The 17,321-nt window shown below is 72.2% G+C and carries 14 protein-coding genes; 9 read left to right on the top strand and 5 right to left on the bottom strand.

Features of this window, described 5'->3' with window-relative positions; genetic code table 11:
* Positions 1 to 30: 30 nt before the first annotated feature.
* Complete coding sequence (locus HTZ77_RS07925) at positions 31 to 807, bottom strand: ATP-dependent Clp protease ATP-binding subunit (RefSeq protein ID WP_175588817.1); 777 nt, start codon at positions 805 to 807, stop codon at positions 31 to 33.
* Between the two features lie 213 nt (positions 808 to 1,020).
* Between HTZ77_RS07925 and HTZ77_RS07920 the strand changes: the two genes are divergently transcribed.
* The 3 genes from HTZ77_RS07920 (at position 1,021) to HTZ77_RS07910 (ending at position 7,445) form a co-directional block, all read left to right on the top strand.
* Entirely contained in the window at positions 1,021 to 4,800 is a 3,780-nt protein-coding gene (locus HTZ77_RS07920) for a Pls/PosA family non-ribosomal peptide synthetase (RefSeq protein ID WP_328808478.1), read from the top strand.
* Positions 4,801 to 4,820: 20 nt separating this feature from the next.
* The gene (locus HTZ77_RS07915; protein WP_328808477.1) at positions 4,821 to 6,095 is read left to right on the top strand and encodes a M1 family metallopeptidase; all 1,275 of its coding nucleotides are present in this window, start codon (positions 4,821 to 4,823) and stop codon (positions 6,093 to 6,095) included.
* Positions 6,096 to 6,419: 324 nt separating this feature from the next.
* Entirely contained in the window at positions 6,420 to 7,445 is a 1,026-nt protein-coding gene (locus HTZ77_RS07910; RefSeq protein ID WP_175588814.1) for a 6-phosphofructokinase, read from the top strand.
* Positions 7,446 to 7,607: 162 nt separating this feature from the next.
* On the opposite strand, the gene HTZ77_RS07905 is transcribed toward HTZ77_RS07910, so the two are convergent.
* Both HTZ77_RS07905 and HTZ77_RS07900 read right to left on the bottom strand, forming a co-directional pair.
* Positions 7,608 to 8,438 carry an MHYT domain-containing protein gene (locus HTZ77_RS07905; RefSeq protein ID WP_235994445.1) on the bottom strand — a complete coding sequence of 277 codons (831 nt, stop codon included), beginning with the start codon at positions 8,436 to 8,438 and terminating at the stop codon, positions 7,608 to 7,610.
* 37 nt (positions 8,439 to 8,475) lie between these two features.
* Positions 8,476 to 9,594 carry an MHYT domain-containing protein gene (locus HTZ77_RS07900; RefSeq protein WP_205302295.1) on the bottom strand — a complete coding sequence of 373 codons (1,119 nt, stop codon included), beginning with the start codon at positions 9,592 to 9,594 and terminating at the stop codon, positions 8,476 to 8,478.
* A gap of 218 nt (positions 9,595 to 9,812) precedes the next feature.
* Here HTZ77_RS07900 and thiI point away from each other — a divergent pair, with 218 nt between their 5' ends.
* The gene (gene thiI, locus HTZ77_RS07895) at positions 9,813 to 11,009 is read left to right on the top strand and encodes a tRNA uracil 4-sulfurtransferase ThiI (protein ID WP_175588812.1); all 1,197 of its coding nucleotides are present in this window, start codon (positions 9,813 to 9,815) and stop codon (positions 11,007 to 11,009) included.
* 145 nt (positions 11,010 to 11,154) lie between these two features.
* Here thiI and aroF read toward each other — a convergent pair whose 3' ends face one another.
* Complete coding sequence (gene aroF, locus HTZ77_RS07890; protein ID WP_175588811.1) at positions 11,155 to 12,186, bottom strand: 3-deoxy-7-phosphoheptulonate synthase; 1,032 nt, start codon at positions 12,184 to 12,186, stop codon at positions 11,155 to 11,157.
* Between the two features lie 294 nt (positions 12,187 to 12,480).
* Between aroF and HTZ77_RS07885 the strand changes: the two genes are divergently transcribed.
* Positions 12,481 to 13,077: a molybdopterin-dependent oxidoreductase gene (locus tag HTZ77_RS07885; protein WP_328808476.1), complete on the top strand. Its 597-nt coding sequence runs from the start codon at positions 12,481 to 12,483 to the stop codon at positions 13,075 to 13,077.
* A gap of 93 nt (positions 13,078 to 13,170) precedes the next feature.
* On the top strand, positions 13,171 to 13,905 hold the full coding sequence (locus HTZ77_RS07880; protein ID WP_175588809.1) for a LytR/AlgR family response regulator transcription factor: 735 nt from the start codon (positions 13,171 to 13,173) through the stop codon (positions 13,903 to 13,905).
* A gap of 723 nt (positions 13,906 to 14,628) precedes the next feature.
* On the opposite strand, the gene HTZ77_RS07875 is transcribed toward HTZ77_RS07880, so the two are convergent.
* Positions 14,629 to 15,471 (bottom strand): deoxyribonuclease IV, encoded by an 843-nt coding sequence (locus HTZ77_RS07875; RefSeq protein ID WP_175588808.1) that lies wholly within the window; start codon positions 15,469 to 15,471, stop codon positions 14,629 to 14,631.
* Positions 15,472 to 15,617: 146 nt separating this feature from the next.
* Between HTZ77_RS07875 and uraD the strand changes: the two genes are divergently transcribed.
* From uraD to pucL, 3 genes are read left to right on the top strand one after another with little or no spacing between them, the layout of a single operon-like run.
* The gene (gene uraD / locus HTZ77_RS07870; protein WP_175588807.1) at positions 15,618 to 16,127 is read left to right on the top strand and encodes a 2-oxo-4-hydroxy-4-carboxy-5-ureidoimidazoline decarboxylase; all 510 of its coding nucleotides are present in this window, start codon (positions 15,618 to 15,620) and stop codon (positions 16,125 to 16,127) included.
* Between the two features lie 25 nt (positions 16,128 to 16,152).
* Complete coding sequence (uraH, locus tag HTZ77_RS07865) at positions 16,153 to 16,452, top strand: hydroxyisourate hydrolase (protein ID WP_175588806.1); 300 nt, start codon at positions 16,153 to 16,155, stop codon at positions 16,450 to 16,452.
* Positions 16,453 to 17,319: a factor-independent urate hydroxylase gene (gene pucL / locus HTZ77_RS07860; RefSeq protein WP_175588805.1), complete on the top strand. Its 867-nt coding sequence runs from the start codon at positions 16,453 to 16,455 to the stop codon at positions 17,317 to 17,319.
* Positions 17,320 to 17,321: the final 2 nt, after the last annotated feature.

Genomic DNA, 17,321 nt, shown 5'->3' with positions numbered 1-17,321 from the left:
TCCGGAGGAGGAGAGCGCCCTGGCGCCCGGTCAGGTGCGGTCGCGGAGGATGCGGGCCAGGCGTTCCTTGATCTCGCGCTCCGCCGCTTCCTTCCGCACGCCGAGCCCTTCGAGCACCGTCGCGACGGGATGCGCCGCCGGGCCCTCGCCGAGCGAGAGCACGCCCAGCAGCACGTGCTCGGTGCCGACGTAGTTGTGCCCGAGGTGCAGCGCCTCGCGCAGCGTCAGCTCCAGCGCCTTCCTGGACTGCGCGGAGAACGGCGGCCCCTCGGCGGCCCCGCCTTCCGGGCCCGCGCCGGGCGCGGTCGCGGAGGCGTCCCCCGACGCCTCACCGGCGGGCGTGAAGGCCCCCATCGCCTGGCGCACCGTGTCGGGCGGAGCGCCGAGCGCCTCCATCACGCGCACGGCCAGGCACTCCGGCACGCTCAGCAGCCCGAGCACGAGGTGCTCCGGCTCGATGTGGCCCGCCCCGCTGCTCTGGGCGAGGCCCTGCGCCGCCACGATGACGGCCCGGGTGCGGTCGGTGAAGCGCCCGTACGAGCGCAGGTCCTCGGCGAGCGAGGTCTCCTTGGGCACGAAGCGCTTCTGCGCGGCCTGCTTGGTCACGCCCATGCTGCGCCCGATGTCGGTCCAGGAGGCGCCGGCGTGCCGGGCCCGGTCGACGAAATGGCCGATCAGGTGGTCGGCCACTTCGCCGAGCTGCTCGCCGAGCACGACGGCGTCGGTGAGCTGCTCCAGCGGGTCGCCGTCGGGGTGACGGCTCTTGATCGCATTGATGAGTTCGCCTAGACGAACGATCTGATCCATGCGTCAACCATAGGTTGACGATGTTTATGGCGTCAACCGCTGGTTGACGTTTTGGCGGCGAGTGTGACCTTGCCGACGTGGCCGCGGATTGGGAAATATCCGCGTTCTTTGCGATCGTTGAAGGCTCGGCGGCGTGGGGAGCGCCGCGAGGGGCTGCGACGCGTACGAGTCGTCGACCAGGGCCCGCATCGTCGACGTGTGAGGTGAGCCTTGGTGGCGAACGCCGTCTTCCTGTCCGAAGCCGCGACACCGCCCGCCAGAACACTGGTGGACATCCTGAAACAGACGGCCGGGACGCACCCTGACGCGCCCGCGCTCGATGACGGTGTGACCGCTCTCGACTACGCGCAGCTGAGCAAAGAGGTGGCGTACCTCGCCGACACGCTCGGTGAGGCGGGGATCGGGCCGGGGGAGCGGGTCGGCGTCCGCGTGCCGTCCGGCACGGTGGATCTTTATGTCGCCGTCTTAGGGATCCTGGCGGCCGGGGCCGCCTATGTCCCCGTGGACGCGGACGACCCGGACGAGCGGGCCGAGCTCGTGTTCGACGAGGCCGGCGTCTGCGCGGTCGTCGGCGCGCACCGCTCGCTGACCGTGCGCCGGCCGACCGACTCCCGAGCCCGGCCGCCGCTGCCGGACGACGACGCCTGGATCATCTTCACGTCCGGGTCGACGGGCAAGCCCAAGGGCGTCGCGGTCAGCCATCGCAGCGCCGCCGCGTTCGTGGACGCCGAGGCGGGGCTCTTCCTCCGGAGCGATCCGATCGGGCCGGGTGACCGCGTCCTGGCCGGATTGTCGGTCGCCTTCGACGCCTCGTGCGAGGAGATGTGGCTGGCCTGGCGCCATGGCGCCTGCCTCGTGCCCGCTCCGCGAGCGCTCGTGCGTACCGGGATGGACCTGGGGCCCTGGCTGGTCGAGCGCGAGATCACGGTGGTGTCGACCGTACCGACGCTGGCGGCTCTGTGGCCGGTCGAGACGCTCGCGGACGTCCGGCTGCTGATCTTCGGCGGCGAGGCCTGCCCGCCCGAGCTGGCCGAGCGCCTCAGTGTCGAGGGCCGCGAGGTGTGGAACACCTACGGGCCGACCGAGGCCACCGTGGTGGCCTGCGCCGCGCCGCTCCGCAAGGACGAACCCGTCAGGATCGGTCTGCCGTTGACCGGCTGGGACCTCGCCGTCGTGGGCGCCGATGGCCGGCCCGTGGCGATGGGGGAGACCGGCGAGCTGGTCATCGGGGGCGTCGGACTGGCCCGATACCTCGATGCCGACAAGGACAGGGAGAAGTACGCGCCGCTCGCATCGCTCGGTTGGGGGCGCGCCTACCGCACCGGTGACCTGGTCGTGGCCGACCCCGAGGGCCTCGTCTTCGTGGGACGGGCCGACGAGCAGATCAAGCTCGGCGGGCGCCGCATCGAGCTGGGCGAGGTCGACGCGGCGCTGCAGGCTCTGCCCGGAGTCGGAGGCGGGGCGGCCGCGGTCAGGACGACCAGGTCGGGCCACCAGCTTCTGGTGGGCTATCTCGTGGTGACGGACGAGTTCGATCTCGCGCGGGCGCGGGAGCAGCTCGGCGCCGTGCTTCCGGCCGCGCTCGTGCCGCGCCTGGCGATCGTGGACCACCTGCCCACCCGCACGTCGGGGAAGATCGACAGGGACGCGCTGCCCTGGCCGATCGCCGGCGACACCCCGACGCGCCCCGACGGCACAGAGCTCGACGGCACGCAACGCTGGCTCGCCGAGCAGTGGCAGGAGGTGCTCGGCGACCAGGTCAGCGGGCCGGAGGCGGACTTCTTCACCTCCGGCGGCACCAGTCTCGCGGCGGCCAGGCTGGTGTCGCTGCTGCGCACGCGGTATCCGGCCGTCGCGGTCACCGATCTGTACGATCACCCGACGCTCAGGGGCCTGACGACACGGCTGGAAGCGCTCGAGGCGCCCACGGCGACCGACCGCAAGGTGACCCCGATGCCGCGCCGGGCCGCGCTGCTCCAGACGGCGCTGATGGTGCCGCTGCTGACGGTGCGCGCCATGCCCTGGGTCACCGGGGCGGCCGCGCTGGGCAACCTCGCCGGGGTCACCGCCGTCTCGTGGTGGTGGGTCGTCGCGGGCGTGCTGCTGTTCCTGATGCCGTTCGGGCGGCTCGCACTGGCGGCCGGCGCGGCCCGGCTGCTGCTGCGCGGCCTGCGGCCCGGCACATATCCGCGCGGGGGCGCCACGCATCTGCGCCTGTGGTTCGCCGAGCAGCTGGCGGCGGGGCTCGGCGTCGGCGGCCTGGCCGCCGCGCCGTGGATCACCTACTACGCCAGGGCGCTCGGCGCGCAGGTCGGGCAGGACGCCGACCTGCACACGCTGCCGCCGATCACCGGCATGCTCAGGCTGGGCAAGGCCGCGGCCGTCGAGCCGGAGGTCGACCTGTCGGGCTACTGGCTGGACGGCGATCTGCTCAGGATCGGCGAGATCAGGGTGGGGGCCGGGGCCACCGTGGGCGCCCGCTCGACCCTGCTGCCCGGCGCCCGCATCGGGAAGAACGCCCAGATCGCTCCCGGCTCCTCGGTGAACGGTCCCGTCCCCGGCGGGCAGCGCTGGGCGGGCGCGCCGGCCGTGCGCAGGGGCAAGGCGACGGCACGCTCGGCCGAGCGGCCGGCCCGCCACCGCCGCTGGAGCGTGTTCTACGGCCTGTCGGCGCTGGTGCTGAGCATGATCCCGGCGATCGCGGCGCTCCCCGGACTGGCCATCGTGGTCTCGATGGGGCCGGCCGGCGTGCCGCCGGCCACCGTGGCGTCGATGGTGTCGATGGCGTTGCTGCTGCTGGTGTCCGTGCGGTCGCTGGCGATCGGACTCCGCTCCGGCACCTACCCCGTGCACAGCCGTACGGCATGGCAGGCGTGGGCGACCGAGCGGCTGATGGCGATGGCCCGGGTGTGGCTGTTCCCGCTGTACGCCAGCGCGATCACGCCGCTGTGGCTGCGGGCGCTGGGCATGACGGTGGGGCGCGACGTCGAGCTGTCCACGGTGCTCGCGCTGCCGTCGATGACCGTCGTGGGCGACGGCGCGTTCCTGGCCGACGACACCAAGGTCGCGCCGTACGAGCTGGCGGGCGGCTGGATGCGCATCGACCATGTGCGGATCGGCAAGCGGGCGTTCGTCGGCAACTCGGGCATGACCGCGCCCGGCCGCAAGGTGCCCAAGGACGGGCTGGTCGGCGTGCTGTCGGCGGCCCCGAAGAAGGCCAAGGCCGGATCGTCCTACCTGGGGATGCCGCCGGTGAAGCTGCGCAGGACCGCCCAGAGCGGCGACACCAGCCGCACCTACGACCCGCCGCGCCGCCTCAAGGTGGCTCGCGCCCTGGTCGAGGCGTGCCGGGTGGTCCCCGCGATTGCGACGGCCGGGCTGGCCACGCTCGTGGTCATGACGCTCATGTGGATCGCGGGCGTGGCGGGATTCGGCGTCGCCGCGCTGCTCGGCGGCGTCGTGCTGGCCGGTGCCGGGTTCGTCGCGGCCGCGGTGGCGGTGGCCGCCAAATGGGCGCTCATGGGCAGGATCCGGGCGGGCGACCGGCCGCTGTGGAGCTCGTTCGTGTGGCGCAACGAGCTGGCGGACAACTTCATCGAGGTGCTCGCCGCGCCCTGGTTCGCCACCCCGTGGCTCGGTACGGCGGCGCTCAACGCCTGGCTGCGCGCGCTCGGCGCCGAGGTCGGCCGCGGCGTGTGGTGCGAGACGTACTGGCTGCCGGAGATCGACCTGGTCAGCCTGGGTGACGGTACCTCGGTCAACCGGGGCTGCGTGCTTCAGACCCACCTGTTCCATGATCGCGTCATGAGCATCGATACAGTCGAGCTGGCTGAGGGATCCACGCTCGGCCCGCACGGGGTGGTGCTGCCCGCGGCCACGGTCGGGAGCAACACCACGATCGGCCCCGCGTCCCTGGTGATGCGGGGTGAGTCGCTGCCCGCGCGGACCCGGTGGTACGGCAACCCGGTGGCCGTCTGGCACAAGGCCGCATGAGCGGCGTCGATGGGAGGACAGTGGCACCGGGCACCCGCTACTTCCCCGACCACGGCGATGACGGATACGACGTCAAGCACTACGACCTCGAACTGGACTACCGGCCGGGCCCCAACCGGCTGGCCGGCACCGCCCGGCTCGTCGCGGTGGCGGCCGAGCCGCTGAACCAGGTGCTGCTGGACTTCGGGCCGTTCAACGTCGGGCAGGTGCTCGTGAACGGGGAACGGGCCAGGCACACGCTCCGCGGTCAGAAGCTGCGCGTCATCCCGGGCCGCTGGCTGGCGGAGGGCCGGGAGTTCACGCTGGAGGTCCGCTACTCGGGCAATCCGCGGCCCGTGCCCAGCCCTTGGGGCGGGCTCGGCTGGGACCAGCTGGAGGACGGCGCGATCGTGGCCGGTCAGCCGATCGGCGCCCCGTCGTGGTTCCCGTGCAACGACCGGCCGTCCGCCAAGGCGACCTACCGGATCGCGGTGACGACGCCGTCGCCGTACACGGTCGTGTGCAACGGGAGGCTGGTGTCCACCCGCCGGGCGGGCTCCCGCACGACGTGGGAGTTCCGTGAGCGCGCGCCGATGGCCTCGTACCTCGCGAGCGCGCAGATCGGCCGCTACCAGGTCGCCGACCTGCCGGGAGAGGTGCCGCAGCGGGTGGCGGCGCCTGCCGAGTCGCTGACCCGCGCCCGGCTCGCCCTGGGCCGCCAGGATCTCATGATGCGGGTGTTCACCGACTGGTTCGGGCGCTACCCGTTCGAGGAGTACGTCGTGGTCGTGACCGAGGACGACCTGGAGATCCCCGTCGAGGCGCAGGGCATGTCGATCTTCGGCGCCAACCTCCTGGGGGAGGAGCGGCTGGTCGCGCACGAGCTGGCGCACCAGTGGTTCGGCAACAGCCTCACGCTGGCCCACTGGCGTGACATCTGGCTGCACGAGGGCTTCGCGGCCTACGCGGAATGGCTCTGGTCGGAGGAGTCCGGCGGGGAGAGCGCCGAAGCCCACGCCAGGCGCTGGCATGCCAGGCTCGCGGCCGGACCGCTCGATTTCACGCTGGCGGACCCCGGGGTGAAGCGGCTGTTCGACGACCGCGTCTACAAGCGGGGCGCGCTCACCCTGCACGCCCTGCGCCGCGTGCTCGGCGATCCCGCGTTCCGGTCGGTGTTGCGCGAATGGACCGAGGTCTATCGCCACGGCGTCGTCACGACCGGTCGCTTCACCGAGCTCGCCGCCCGCTACACGGCCGAGCCGCTGGACGCCTTCTTCATGTCCTGGCTCTACAGCGAACGCCTGCCACCGCTCTAGCCGCGCGCACCCATGGCCTTCACGCACACCGCCACCAACGCGCCGTGGCCGTCCACCGTCGTCTCATGACGAATGCCTGATCCTCATCGTGCGCATGATGCCGTCCGGTGCGGGGTTTCGGTCAGCGCCCGGCACGGGCATGACCTGGGGTGGCAGGTATGGGCGCGAAGCCCCCTCCGGCTCGCCGGAAGGGCCGACACGCTCGTGGAATTCCGCGCCGCGCCGGTCGCCGATCAGTACGCTCCCGTTTGGTCTAGACCAGTGCCCGCGGATGTGGGCACAATGCGATCCTGGTCGTGTGAAGCCCATCGGGAGGAACCCGCCATGCGTATTGGAGTGCTCACCGGAGGGGGCGACTGCCCCGGTCTCAACGCCGTCATCAGGGCCGTCGTCCGCAAGGGCGTGAGCGTCTACGGACACGAATTCGTCGGATTCCGCGACGGCTGGCGCGGGCCGCTCGAGGGCGACACCATGCCGCTGGACATCCAGGCCGTACGGGGCATCCTGCCGCGCGGCGGCACGATCCTCGGATCCTCGCGCACCAACCCCATCAAGATCGAGGGCGGCGTCGACCGCATCAAGGACAATCTCGCCTCGGGCGGCGTCGACGCGCTCATCGCCATCGGCGGCGAGGACACGCTGGGCGTCGCCCGCCAGTTGTTCGAGCGCGGCGTCAAGGTCGTGGGCGTGCCCAAGACGATCGACAACGACCTGTCCGGCACCGACTACACCTTCGGCTTCGACACGGCCGTCAACATCGCCACCGAGGCCATCGACCGGCTCCACACGACCGCCGAGTCCCACCACCGGGCGCTGATCTGCGAGGTCATGGGCCGCCACGCCGGGTGGATCGCGCTGCACGCCGGCATGGCGGGCGGCGCGAACGTCATCCTCATCCCGGAGAAACCGTTCGACATCGACCGGGTCTGCGAGTACGTCGAGTCGCGCTTCCGCACCCGCTACTCGCCGATCCTCGTGGTCGCCGAGGGCGCGCATCCCCTCGAGGGGCAGATGGCGCTGCAGGCCGGCGAGCTCGACGCGTTCGGCCACGTACGGCTGGGCGGCATCGGCGAGGTGCTGGCCAAGGAGATCGAGAAGCGCACCGGCAAGGAGGCGCGCACGACCGTGCTCGGCCACATCCAGCGCGGCGGCACGCCCACCGCGTTCGACCGGGTGCTGGCCACCAGGTTCGGGCTCCAGGCCATCGACGCCGCCCACGAGGGCGACTTCGGCACCATGGTCGCGCTGCGCGGCACCGACATCGTGCGCGTCAGCCTCGACGAGGCCACCTCCGAGCTCAAGACCGTCCCGGTGCAGCGGTACGCCGAGGCGGAGGTGTTCTTCGGCTAGCGGCTCCTTCGGCGGCCTGTAAGCCGCCTGCAAGCGGCGGGCCGTACCTTCGCTGCCAGGGGGTCATCGACGACCCCCTCCGGGTACGGCTTGCGCCGCGGCGAGTTGGCGGCCCACTACGTGACGCGAGCCGTACCCAGGGGACGTCCCACGGGGGTGGCGTCATCCACGGGGCGTGCCGAACGAATCCTGTTCCGGCGCGCCCCCTTCACTTCTCAGCATGCGCTCCCGGAACTTCATCTCGGCGAGCACCTCCCGCTCCGACGGCGACAGCAGCACGGCCAGCAGCAGTCCCACGGTCACCACGCTCAGGCCCACGACGAGCGGCAGCAGGAAGTCGCCCGCCGCGGCGCCCCCGACGGGCGTCTCGTCGGAGTGCACTTGCACGGCCATGGCGTACATGCCGGTGTAGTGCATCCCGGACACGGCCACGCCCATGACCAGGGCCGCGCCGGTCGTGCGCAGGGCGCCCCGGACGCGCAGCGCGAACCACAGCGCGGCCGTCGCCGCCGCGACCGCGATCACCACCGACAGCCCCACGACCACCGGGTCGTAGGAGACGTGACCGGCCATGCGCATCCCCGCCATGCCCAGGTAGTGCATGCCGGCCACGCCGAGCCCGGTGAGCACGCCGCCGCCGACGAGGGACGAGACGCGTTCGCCGCCGTGGAAGACGAGGAACAGCCCCATGCCCACCACCACGACGGCGAGCAGGGCGGAGGCGGCGGTCAGCGGCAGGTCGTAGTGGATGTCCGTGCCGTCCACGGCGAAGCCCATCATCGCGATGAAGTGCATGGTCCAGATGCCGGTGCCGCCGATGGCCAGCGCGGCCCCCACCAGCCAGTACCGGCCCTCCTTGCCGCCGATCAGGCGGGCCCGGGCGGTGAGCAGCAGGCCGAGCAGGGAGCCGACGCTGGACATGGCGTAGGCCAGGACGGGCGTGAGCAACCCGTACGAGAACTGGTCGATCGGCGACATGAGCCCCCTCGGCAATTCCTGGAGTATCGGGGCTCGGACCGACCGAAATCAACTACCTACGGCGAGATCGTGATCTCTTTCCGGATTGCTGCTGCTGAGGGGCCGGACCCTGGCCGCCCTGCTGGTGCTGCGTGCCGGGCTGGCCGGGGAAGGGGATGACGGGGGCGTTCTGGCCGGGCGCCGCCTGGCCGTCGGGATACGGCTGGCCGGAGTACGGCGTCCGCTGCGTCCCCGGGGTGAAGGCGCCGGGCGCGGAGGGGCCGGGGCCGTAGGCGTCGGAGGGGGAGGGCTGGTCGGGGACGGGGGCGGCGAACACCGGCCCCCGCTGCGCGCGCCGGCCGGTGGCGAGGGGCGTGGCCTCGGCGAGCGAGGTCTCGGTGAGCTGCTGCCGGGTGCGCCGCTGCATCTCCAGCTTGCGCGTGAGCTCGGCGTCCTCGCTCATCTCCTGCTCGGAGGGCGACAGGATGACCATGAGCAGCATGGTCAGCGTGATCAGGCTGATCACGGTCATGAGGGGCACCAGGAAGTCCAGCGCGTCGGCGCCGGCCACGACACCCGGCTCGGGGTCGACCGTGACCTGCAGCGCGTACATGCCGGTGTAGTGCATGCCGGAGACGGCCACACCCATGATCAGCGCGGCGCCGGCGATCCAGACCGGGCGGGTGACCCGCACGGTGAACCACAGGGCGGCGGTGGCGGCCACCACGGCGATGACCACGGAGGCGATCACGGTGGTGCGGTCGTAGGAGACGTGCGCGGACATGTTCATGGCGTACATGCCGAGGTAGTGCATGCTCGCCACGCCGAGACCGGTCAGCAGGCCGCCGCCGAGCAGCGCGAGCACCCGGCCGCGGCCGTACGAGACGAGGAACAGGCCGGTGCCGACGACCACGATGGCGACCGCGGCCGAGGCGGCGGTGAGGGGCACGTCGAACCTGATCTGGGTGCCCTCGACCTGGAAGCCCATCATGGCGATGAAGTGCATGACCCAGATGCCCGTGCCTCCGATGGAGACGGCCGCCCCGAGCAGCCAGCGCATCCGCGAGGCCCCGCGCGAGGCGCGGGCCTGGGCGGTCAGCCGCAGTCCGAGCATCGAGCCCATGCACGACATCACGTAGGCCAGGACCGGCGTGATGAGCCCATGGGTGAAGTGGTTAACAGCGGAAGACATTCGGTGAGGTTCCTTGCATTAGGGGTCACCGGATTGTGCCAGTTGTCCTGTCCTATTCGCATGGATACCCCGACTATCTGTCAACCGGGCGTGTCGGAGAACATGAGAACCCCTCACACCTGCCGTCGGCCGAAGTGACGGGGCCGGCGGCGGACTAAACTCGATGGGTCGCGGTGGTGACCGCGGTGCGCGTCCCTGTCTTCCCCGGAGGTTCCACCATGACGATGTCCGCCCTGGGCGAGCCCTGCGTTCTGCTCAAGCTGGGCGAGATCGTCCTCAAGGGCAAGAACCGCGAGCTGTTCGAGCGGCGCCTGATCGCCAACATCCGCCACGCCCTGAAGGAGCTCGGCCTGGAGCTCGACGTGCGCAAGCGGCACGGCGTCATCGCGATCTTCCTGCCCACGGGGTCCACCCCCGAGCAGGCCGAGGCCGTCGCCCGGCGCGTCGCCGACGTCCCCGGGCTGGTGTGGATCCACCCGGCCTGGCGCGTGGCCAAGGACCCCGACACCGTGCTCAAGGCCGGCCTGGAGCTGGTGCGCGACACCGACGAGGTGCGGCGCCGCGCGCCGTTCGCCGTGCGCTCCCGCCGCCGCGACAAGCGCTTCCCGCTGCGCTCCAACGAGCTCGACCGGCTCGTCGGCGGCGCCATCAACGACGAGTACGGCCTGCCGGTCGACCTCAAGCGGCCCGAGCTGACGGTGCACATCGAGGTCGACCGCGACGAGGTGTTCGTCTTCACCGGCGGGCTGCCGGGGCAGGGCGGCCTGCCGGTCGGCAGCAGCGGCCGGGCGCTCGTGCTCATGTCGGGCGGCATCGACTCGCCCGTGGCGGCCTACCGCATGATGCGGCGCGGCCTGCACGTGGACTTCCTGCACTTCTCCGGCATCCCGTTCACCACCTCCGAGTCGATCTACAAGGCGTACGCGCTGGTGCGCAAGCTCGACCGGTTCCAGAGCCAGTCGCGGCTGTGGGTGGTGCCGTTCGGCAAGGCGCAGCAGTCGATCCGCACCTCCGGCCAGGACCGGCTCGCGGTCATCGCCCAGCGGCGGCTCATGCTCAAGACGGCCGAGGAGGTCGCCCACCGCATCCGCGCCGCGGCGCTGATCACGGGCGACGCGCTGGGCCAGGTCTCCTCGCAGACGCTGGCCAACATCACCGCCCAGGACCACGCCGTCGAGCTGCCGATCCTGCGCCCGCTGGTCGGCTGGGACAAGACGGAGATCATGGCCGAGGCGCGGCGCATCGGCACGCTGGAGATCTCCGAGCTGCCCGACGAGGACTGCTGCAGCCTCCTCGCCCCCAAGCGGGCCGAGACCCGGGCCAAGATCGAGGACCTCAAGCAGATCGAGAAGCGCCTCGACGCCGAGGAGCTGATCGTCCAGCTCGCCGACTCCATCCAGGAGTACACCCTCTAGCCGGGCCGTGTCCCGGGGGCCGGTACGGCGCGTGCCCGCTGGTGGCGGGGCCTGCCGTACCGGGAGAGGATCGCTCGTGGCGAGTGGTGAGGCGGCGGAGCGGTGCGGCGCCGGTGAGGCGCCGGAGGGGGGCGGAGGGGGATGGTCAGACGGTCAGCGGCGCCGCGGCCGACTTGCCGAGCAGCGGCGGCAGGTCCCGCATGACCGCGGCCAGCTCGTCCAGGTCACCGTCCACCAGCGCCTGTGGGCCGTCGCACAGCGCGAGCTCCGGCTGCGGGTGCACGTCGATGATCACGCCGTCGGCGCCCACGGCCACGGCCGCGCGCGTGAGCGGCAGCACCAGGTCGCGCCGCCCGCCCGAGTGCGACGGGTCCACGAGCACCGGCAGGTGCGACAGGCGCTGCGCGACCGGCACGGCCGAGACGTCCAGCGTGTTGCGGGTGGCGGTCTCGAAGGTGCGGATGCCCCGCTCGCACAGCACGATGTCGAGGTTGCCGCGCTGCGCGATGTACTCGGCGGCCATGAGCCACTCCTCGATCGTGGCGCTCATGCCGCGCTTGAGCATCACCGGCTTGCCGGCCTCGCCCACGGCCTGGAGCAGCCCGAAGTTCTGCGCGTTGCGCGTGCCGACCTGGAGCATGTCGGCGTAGGAGGCGACGAGCGCCACGTCGTGGGCGTCGACCACCTCGGTCACGATCGGCAGGCCCGTCTCCTCCCGCACGTCGGCCAGGATCTGCAGGCCCCGCTCGCCGAGCCCCTGGAAGGCGTACGGCGACGTGCGCGGCTTGTAGGCGCCGCCGCGCAGCAGCGTCGCTCCCGCCGCCTGCGCCATCCGGGCCGCGCCCAGCGTCTGCTCGGGCGTCTCCACCGCGCACGGGCCCGCGATCAGCGTCACGGTCTCGGGCCCGATCGGCACGCCGCCCACGTGGACGGTCGAGCGCTGCGGGTGGTTCTCCCTGCTGACCAGCTTGTACGGGGTCGACACGCGCATCACGTCCCGTACGCCGCTCATGCCGCGCAGGCCCGCGGCGTCGAGCTGGGTGACGTCGCCGACCAGGCCGACGATCGTGCGCCGCACGCCCCGGCTCACGAACGCCTCGACCCCGGCCGCCTGAACGACCGTCACGATCGACTCGACGTCCTCCCGCGTGGCCTCCGGGCCCATCACGATGACCATCTGCTCGCTCCTTGTCAGAGAAGTGCTCTTGTCGGGGAACTGGGAAAACTTCCGGAAAACACGAAAGGCCCCGGGTCCTGTGAGGACCCGGGGCCTTTCGTTCGCCTGTCTGCTAGCGCAGCGTCAGATGGCGAACGGACTCGGGTCCGTCGCCATACCAAAACAGGAACGCGGTGCGCATAGGCCGCAATACTAGCGCACCGCTGGGGAAGAGGGACCGCACCCGGGCGCGGGTCACCCGCGGGCCGGTGGGAGGATGGCTCCGGACCACGAGACCGTGCGAGGGGAGTGCCCGTGGAGCAGTCGCGCCTGCCGCCAGGCCAGTACGTCCCGCGCGGCCGGCCCGTGATCCACTACGGCAGGGTGCCCGCCTTCAAGCCGGAGAGCTGGGACTTCCGCGTCTTCGGCGCCACCGCCTCCGGCGAGGAGCACTGCGTCACCTGGCCCGAGTTCGAGCGGCTGCCCCGCACCACCGTGCTCGCCGACTTCCACTGCGTCACCAAGTGGTCGATCATGGGCAACGAGTGGTGCGGCGTGAGCCCGGCCGCCATCATCGCGGCCGCGCCGCCCGACCCCGGCGTGCGGCACGTGATGATCTGGGCCGAGTACGGCTACGGCGCCAACATCCGGATGTCCGACTTCACCGCCGACGGCACGCTGTTCGCGATGGAGCTCGACGGCAGCCCGCTCAGCGCCGAGCGCGGCTTCCCGGTGCGCCTGGTCGTGCCCCACCTGTACGCGTGGAAGAGCGTGAAGTGGGTCCGGGCGGTGGAGTACCTGTTAGAGGATCGGCGCGGCTTCTGGGAGGAGCGCGGCTACCACAACGTGGCCGACCCCTGGCGGGAGCAGCGCTACTCCTATCAGGAGGAGCCGGGCGAAGGGCCCCCGTAACCCGGGCCGCGATATGGCTGATTGTGGCCAGATCTTTACTCTGGGTTTGCGTATCGCTTGTGACCTTGGCGTTCTTGCGTCAGCGTAGATGTCATGCTGCGTCTCCTGGCCGTCGACGACGAACCGCCCGCACTGGAGGAGCTGGCATACCTGCTCCGCCAGGACGTCCGTGTCGAGCAGGTGCTGACCGCGTCCGACGGCGTCGCCGCCCTCCAGGACATGGTCCAGATGATCGGGGCGGGCGACCGGCTCGACGGGGTGTTCCTCGACATCGAGATGCCCGGGCTGAGCGGGCTCGACCTGGCCCGCCTGGTCGGCGGCTTCCCGAGCCCGCCCAAGCTCGTCTTCGTCACCGCCCACGAGCGGTGCGCGGTGCAGGCGTTCGAGCTGGAGGCCGTCGACTACCTCCTCAAACCGGTGCGCGCCGAGCGCCTGTCGGAGGCCGTCCGCCGGCTCCAGGCCGCCGCCGTCCCCGTGGTCGACCCCGGCCACGACGACGTGATCCCGGTCGAGCTGGGCGGCATCACCCGGTTCGTGCCCCAGCAGGCGATCTGGTTCGCCGAAGCCAAGGGCGACTACGTGCGGCTGCACACGGTGGACGGCAGCTACCTCGTCCGCATGTCGCTGGCCGCGCTGGAGCGGCGCTGGGCCGAGGCGGGCTTCATCCGGGTCCACCGCAGCACGCTCGTGTCGTCGCGGCACGTGAGCGAGATGCGCTTCGAGGGCGGCCGGGTGACGCTGACCGTCGGCACCGAGACCCTGAAGGTCAGCCGCCGCCACAGCCGCCAGGTGCGGGAGCAGCTCGTCCACCAGCACCGGGGCGGCTAGCCGCCCCCCTCCGGCGGCGTCCTGGCCCGGCCGCGCGGGTCGCCGGGGCGCGAACGGCGCGTCCGGACCCCCGGGCGTCCCGGGCCGCGTCTTCGGCGCCGGCGAGGCGTTCGACGCGGGCGTGTGGGGGTGTGTGCGGCGTGCTCGCGTACGGGGCCGGCGGGTGTGAAAGGCATGGCCGCCGCGCCCGCGCCTGCGCCCCCCGCTGCCTGCCCGCGCGTGCCGTCACGCCGTGATTGTGCCTGGTCAAGACCCGGTCGTCCGCCGGCGATCGGCCGTGCCCGCGCGTCGCCGCTCCGCCCGTGCGCCGTTCACGCCCCTGGCGCCGGAGCGCGAGCCCCTTGGATGACCGCTCGTCGCGCCAGGACGACCGCTCGTCCGTCGGACACGCTCCGTATGGCGATGACTACGGACCGTTCATCGAGGCATGCGGAAAGCGGGTGTCGGGCGGAAGATCGCGACCGTAGTGTTTCGCCATCGGACAACATCCCGGCGCATCGGGGGACGAGCCGGGGGGCTCACCGCACGCCTGATGCGCCGGATCCACCGGTGACCGTCGAGGTCACCACGGCCGCCGGGCCCTTGCCGGGGGGTAGGGCCCGTCCGCCGGCCACGTGTAGGGGCGCCCGCCAGGGGGCCGCGAGCCTCTGGCCGCGATCCGCCAATCGGGGGCGCTGGATCGCGCTAGCGGGCGCCCCACACGAGCCCTCGGCCCCAGGAGGATCAGCCGCCGTCGCGCAGGCTCTTCAGCAGCTCGATGTCGGCCCGGTGCTTGTCGGCCTTGCCCGGGGTCTCGATGCAGATCGGCACGCCGGCCACCGCCGGATGGCGCATCAGCGCGGCGAACGGCGCGCTGCCGATCAGCCCGGCCCCGATGTTCTCGTGGCGGTCCTTCTTGGAGCCGCACGCGTCCTTGGAGTCGTTGGCGTGGATCAGCTTGAGCCGCCCCTCGGCCAGCTTGTGCAGCAGGTCGAACGTCTCCCGCAGCTCCTCCTCGCCGGTGAGGTCGTGGCCGGCGGCGAAGGCGTGGCAGGTGTCGAGGCAGATCCCGGCCCGCGGGTGCCAGTCGAGCGCCGCGAGGTACGGCTCGATGTCCTGGACCGTGGCGCACAGCATCGCGCCCTGCCCGGCCATCGGCTCCAGCAGCACGTCGGGCCCGCCGTCGGGGATCTCGTCCAGCAGCGGCAGCAGGTGCTCGTGGAGCTGGCTCATGGCGTCGTCGCGCGGCTGCGACACCGCCGAGCCGGTGTGGACCACGACCCCCTTGGCGCCGATCGCCGCGCCGCGCCGCAGCGTGTGGCGCAGGACCGCGATCGAGTTGGCCAGCGTCTCGGGGTTGGGCGAGCCGAAGTTCACGAGGTACGGCACGTGCACGAAGGTGTCGACGCCCGACTCGGCCAGCTTGGCGTCCTGGTCGGGCCTGCCCTCGGCCAGCGCCCAGCCGCGGGGGTTGGTGACGAACACCTGGATCATCTCGGCGCCGATGTCGGCCATGTAGGCGAGGCCGCCCTTGGCCAGGCCGCCGGTGACGGAGACGTGCCCGCCGATGAGAGAGCGTGAGGTCATGGTGCCCCCAGTTTAGGCGGGACGGCCGACCGTTCCCGCCGCGCACACGCCTTGGAGCATGCCACGAAAAGAGCTGGCCAACGGGTGGCGCGGTTCGGAGTTCTCGGGGATGGACCGGGAATGAGGGGCATGTGTGTACTGCTGGCATGCCCGAGACGCTCACCGCGCTGGCCCGGTTCGACGCGGCGCCGGACGCCGAGGCGCGGCGGCTGCTGCTGACCTGCTGCGCGTCCCGCGCGTTCGCCGCGGCCGTCGCCGCCGGCCGCCCGTACGAGGACCCGGAACGGCTCCTGGAGGCGGCCGGGGCCGCCGTGCGCGGGCTGGACTGGCCGGACGTGCTGGAGGCGCTGGCGGCCCACCCGCGCATCGGCGAGCGCCCGGAGGGCGCGGGCCGGGAGGCCGCCTGGTCGCGCCAGGAGCAGGCCGGGGTCGAGGAGGGGACGCGGCGGGAGCTCGCCGAGGGCAACCGCGCCTACGAGGACCGTTTCGGCCACGTCTACCTGGTCTGCGCCGCCGGCCTGAGCGGCGCCGAGCTGCTGGCCCGGCTGCGCGGACGCCTGGGCAACGACCCGGAGGACGAGCGGGCCGTCGTCCGCGGCGAGCTGGCGAAGATCACCCGCCTGCGGATCCGCAAGCTGCTGGGGGAGACGCCATGAGTCTCCTGACGGGAGGGACGACCCGATGAGCTTCTCCACCCACGTCCTCGACGCGGTCACCGGCCGGCCCGCCGCCGGGCTGCTCGTCCGGCTGGAGCACGACGGCCGGGTGCTGGGCGAGGGCCGCACCGACGAGGACGGCCGCCTCAAGGGCTGGACCCCCGGGGCCGGCGTCAACCGCGTCGTCTTCGACACCGGCGGCTACCTGGCCGACACCTTCTACCCGGAGGTCGTCGTCGCCTTCACCGTCACCGACCCCTCGGCGCACCACCACGTGCCGCTGCTGCTCAGCCCGTACGCGTACTCCACCTACCGAGGGAGCTAGATGGCGATCATCCTGGGGCCCAACCGCTACGGCAAGGCGGAGACCAGGCTCGTCCGCGTCACCAGGGACGGCGAGACCCACCACCTCAAGGACCTCAACGTCAGCACCTCCCTGTCGGGCGCCATGGAGGCCGTCCACCTGACCGGCGACAACACCGCCGTGCTGCCCACCGACACGCAGAAGAACACCGTGTACGCCTTCGCCAGGAAGCACGGGGTGGACCAGATCGAGGACTTCGCGCTGCTGCTGGCCCGCCACTTCACCACCTCCCAGCCGGCCGTCCACCACGCCCGGGTGGAGATCGAGGAGTACGCCTGGGACCGGGTCCCCGTCACCGGCCACTCGTTCACGCGCCGGGGCGGCGAGGTGCGCACCTGCGTCGTCCACCACGACCGCGACGGCCGCGTCAGCGTCGTGTCGGGGCTGAAGGACCTCGTCCTGCTCAACACGACGGGCTCGGAGTTCCACGGCTACGCGGTGGACGAGTACACCACGCTGCCGCCCGCCACCGACCGCGTGCTGGCCACCGCCGTCCACGCCCGGTGGCGGCACGCCGGCGACACCCCCTCCTACGGCGACTCCTACGCCCGCGTGCGCGAGCGCCTGGTGGAGGCGTTCGCCGGGACGCACAGCCTCTCGCTCCAGCAGACCCTGTACGCGATGGGCGAGCGCGCCCTGGCGGACTGCCCCGAGATCTGCGAGGTCAGGCTGGTGCTGCCGAACCGGCACCACGTCGCCGTGGACCTGTCGCCGTTCGGCCTCGACAACGACAACGAGGTCTTCAACGCCGCCGACCGCCCCTACGGCCTCATCGAGGGCGCCGTGCTGCGGGACGACGCGCCCGGCCCCGGATTCGCCTGGGAGTAGCG

The organism is Nonomuraea montanisoli, assembly GCF_013363975.1.
Lineage (GTDB): Bacteria > Actinomycetota > Actinomycetes > Streptosporangiales > Streptosporangiaceae > Nonomuraea > Nonomuraea montanisoli.
The sequence above is the reverse complement of the archived record's forward strand: the minus strand, read 5'-3'. Positions and strand labels throughout refer to the sequence as shown.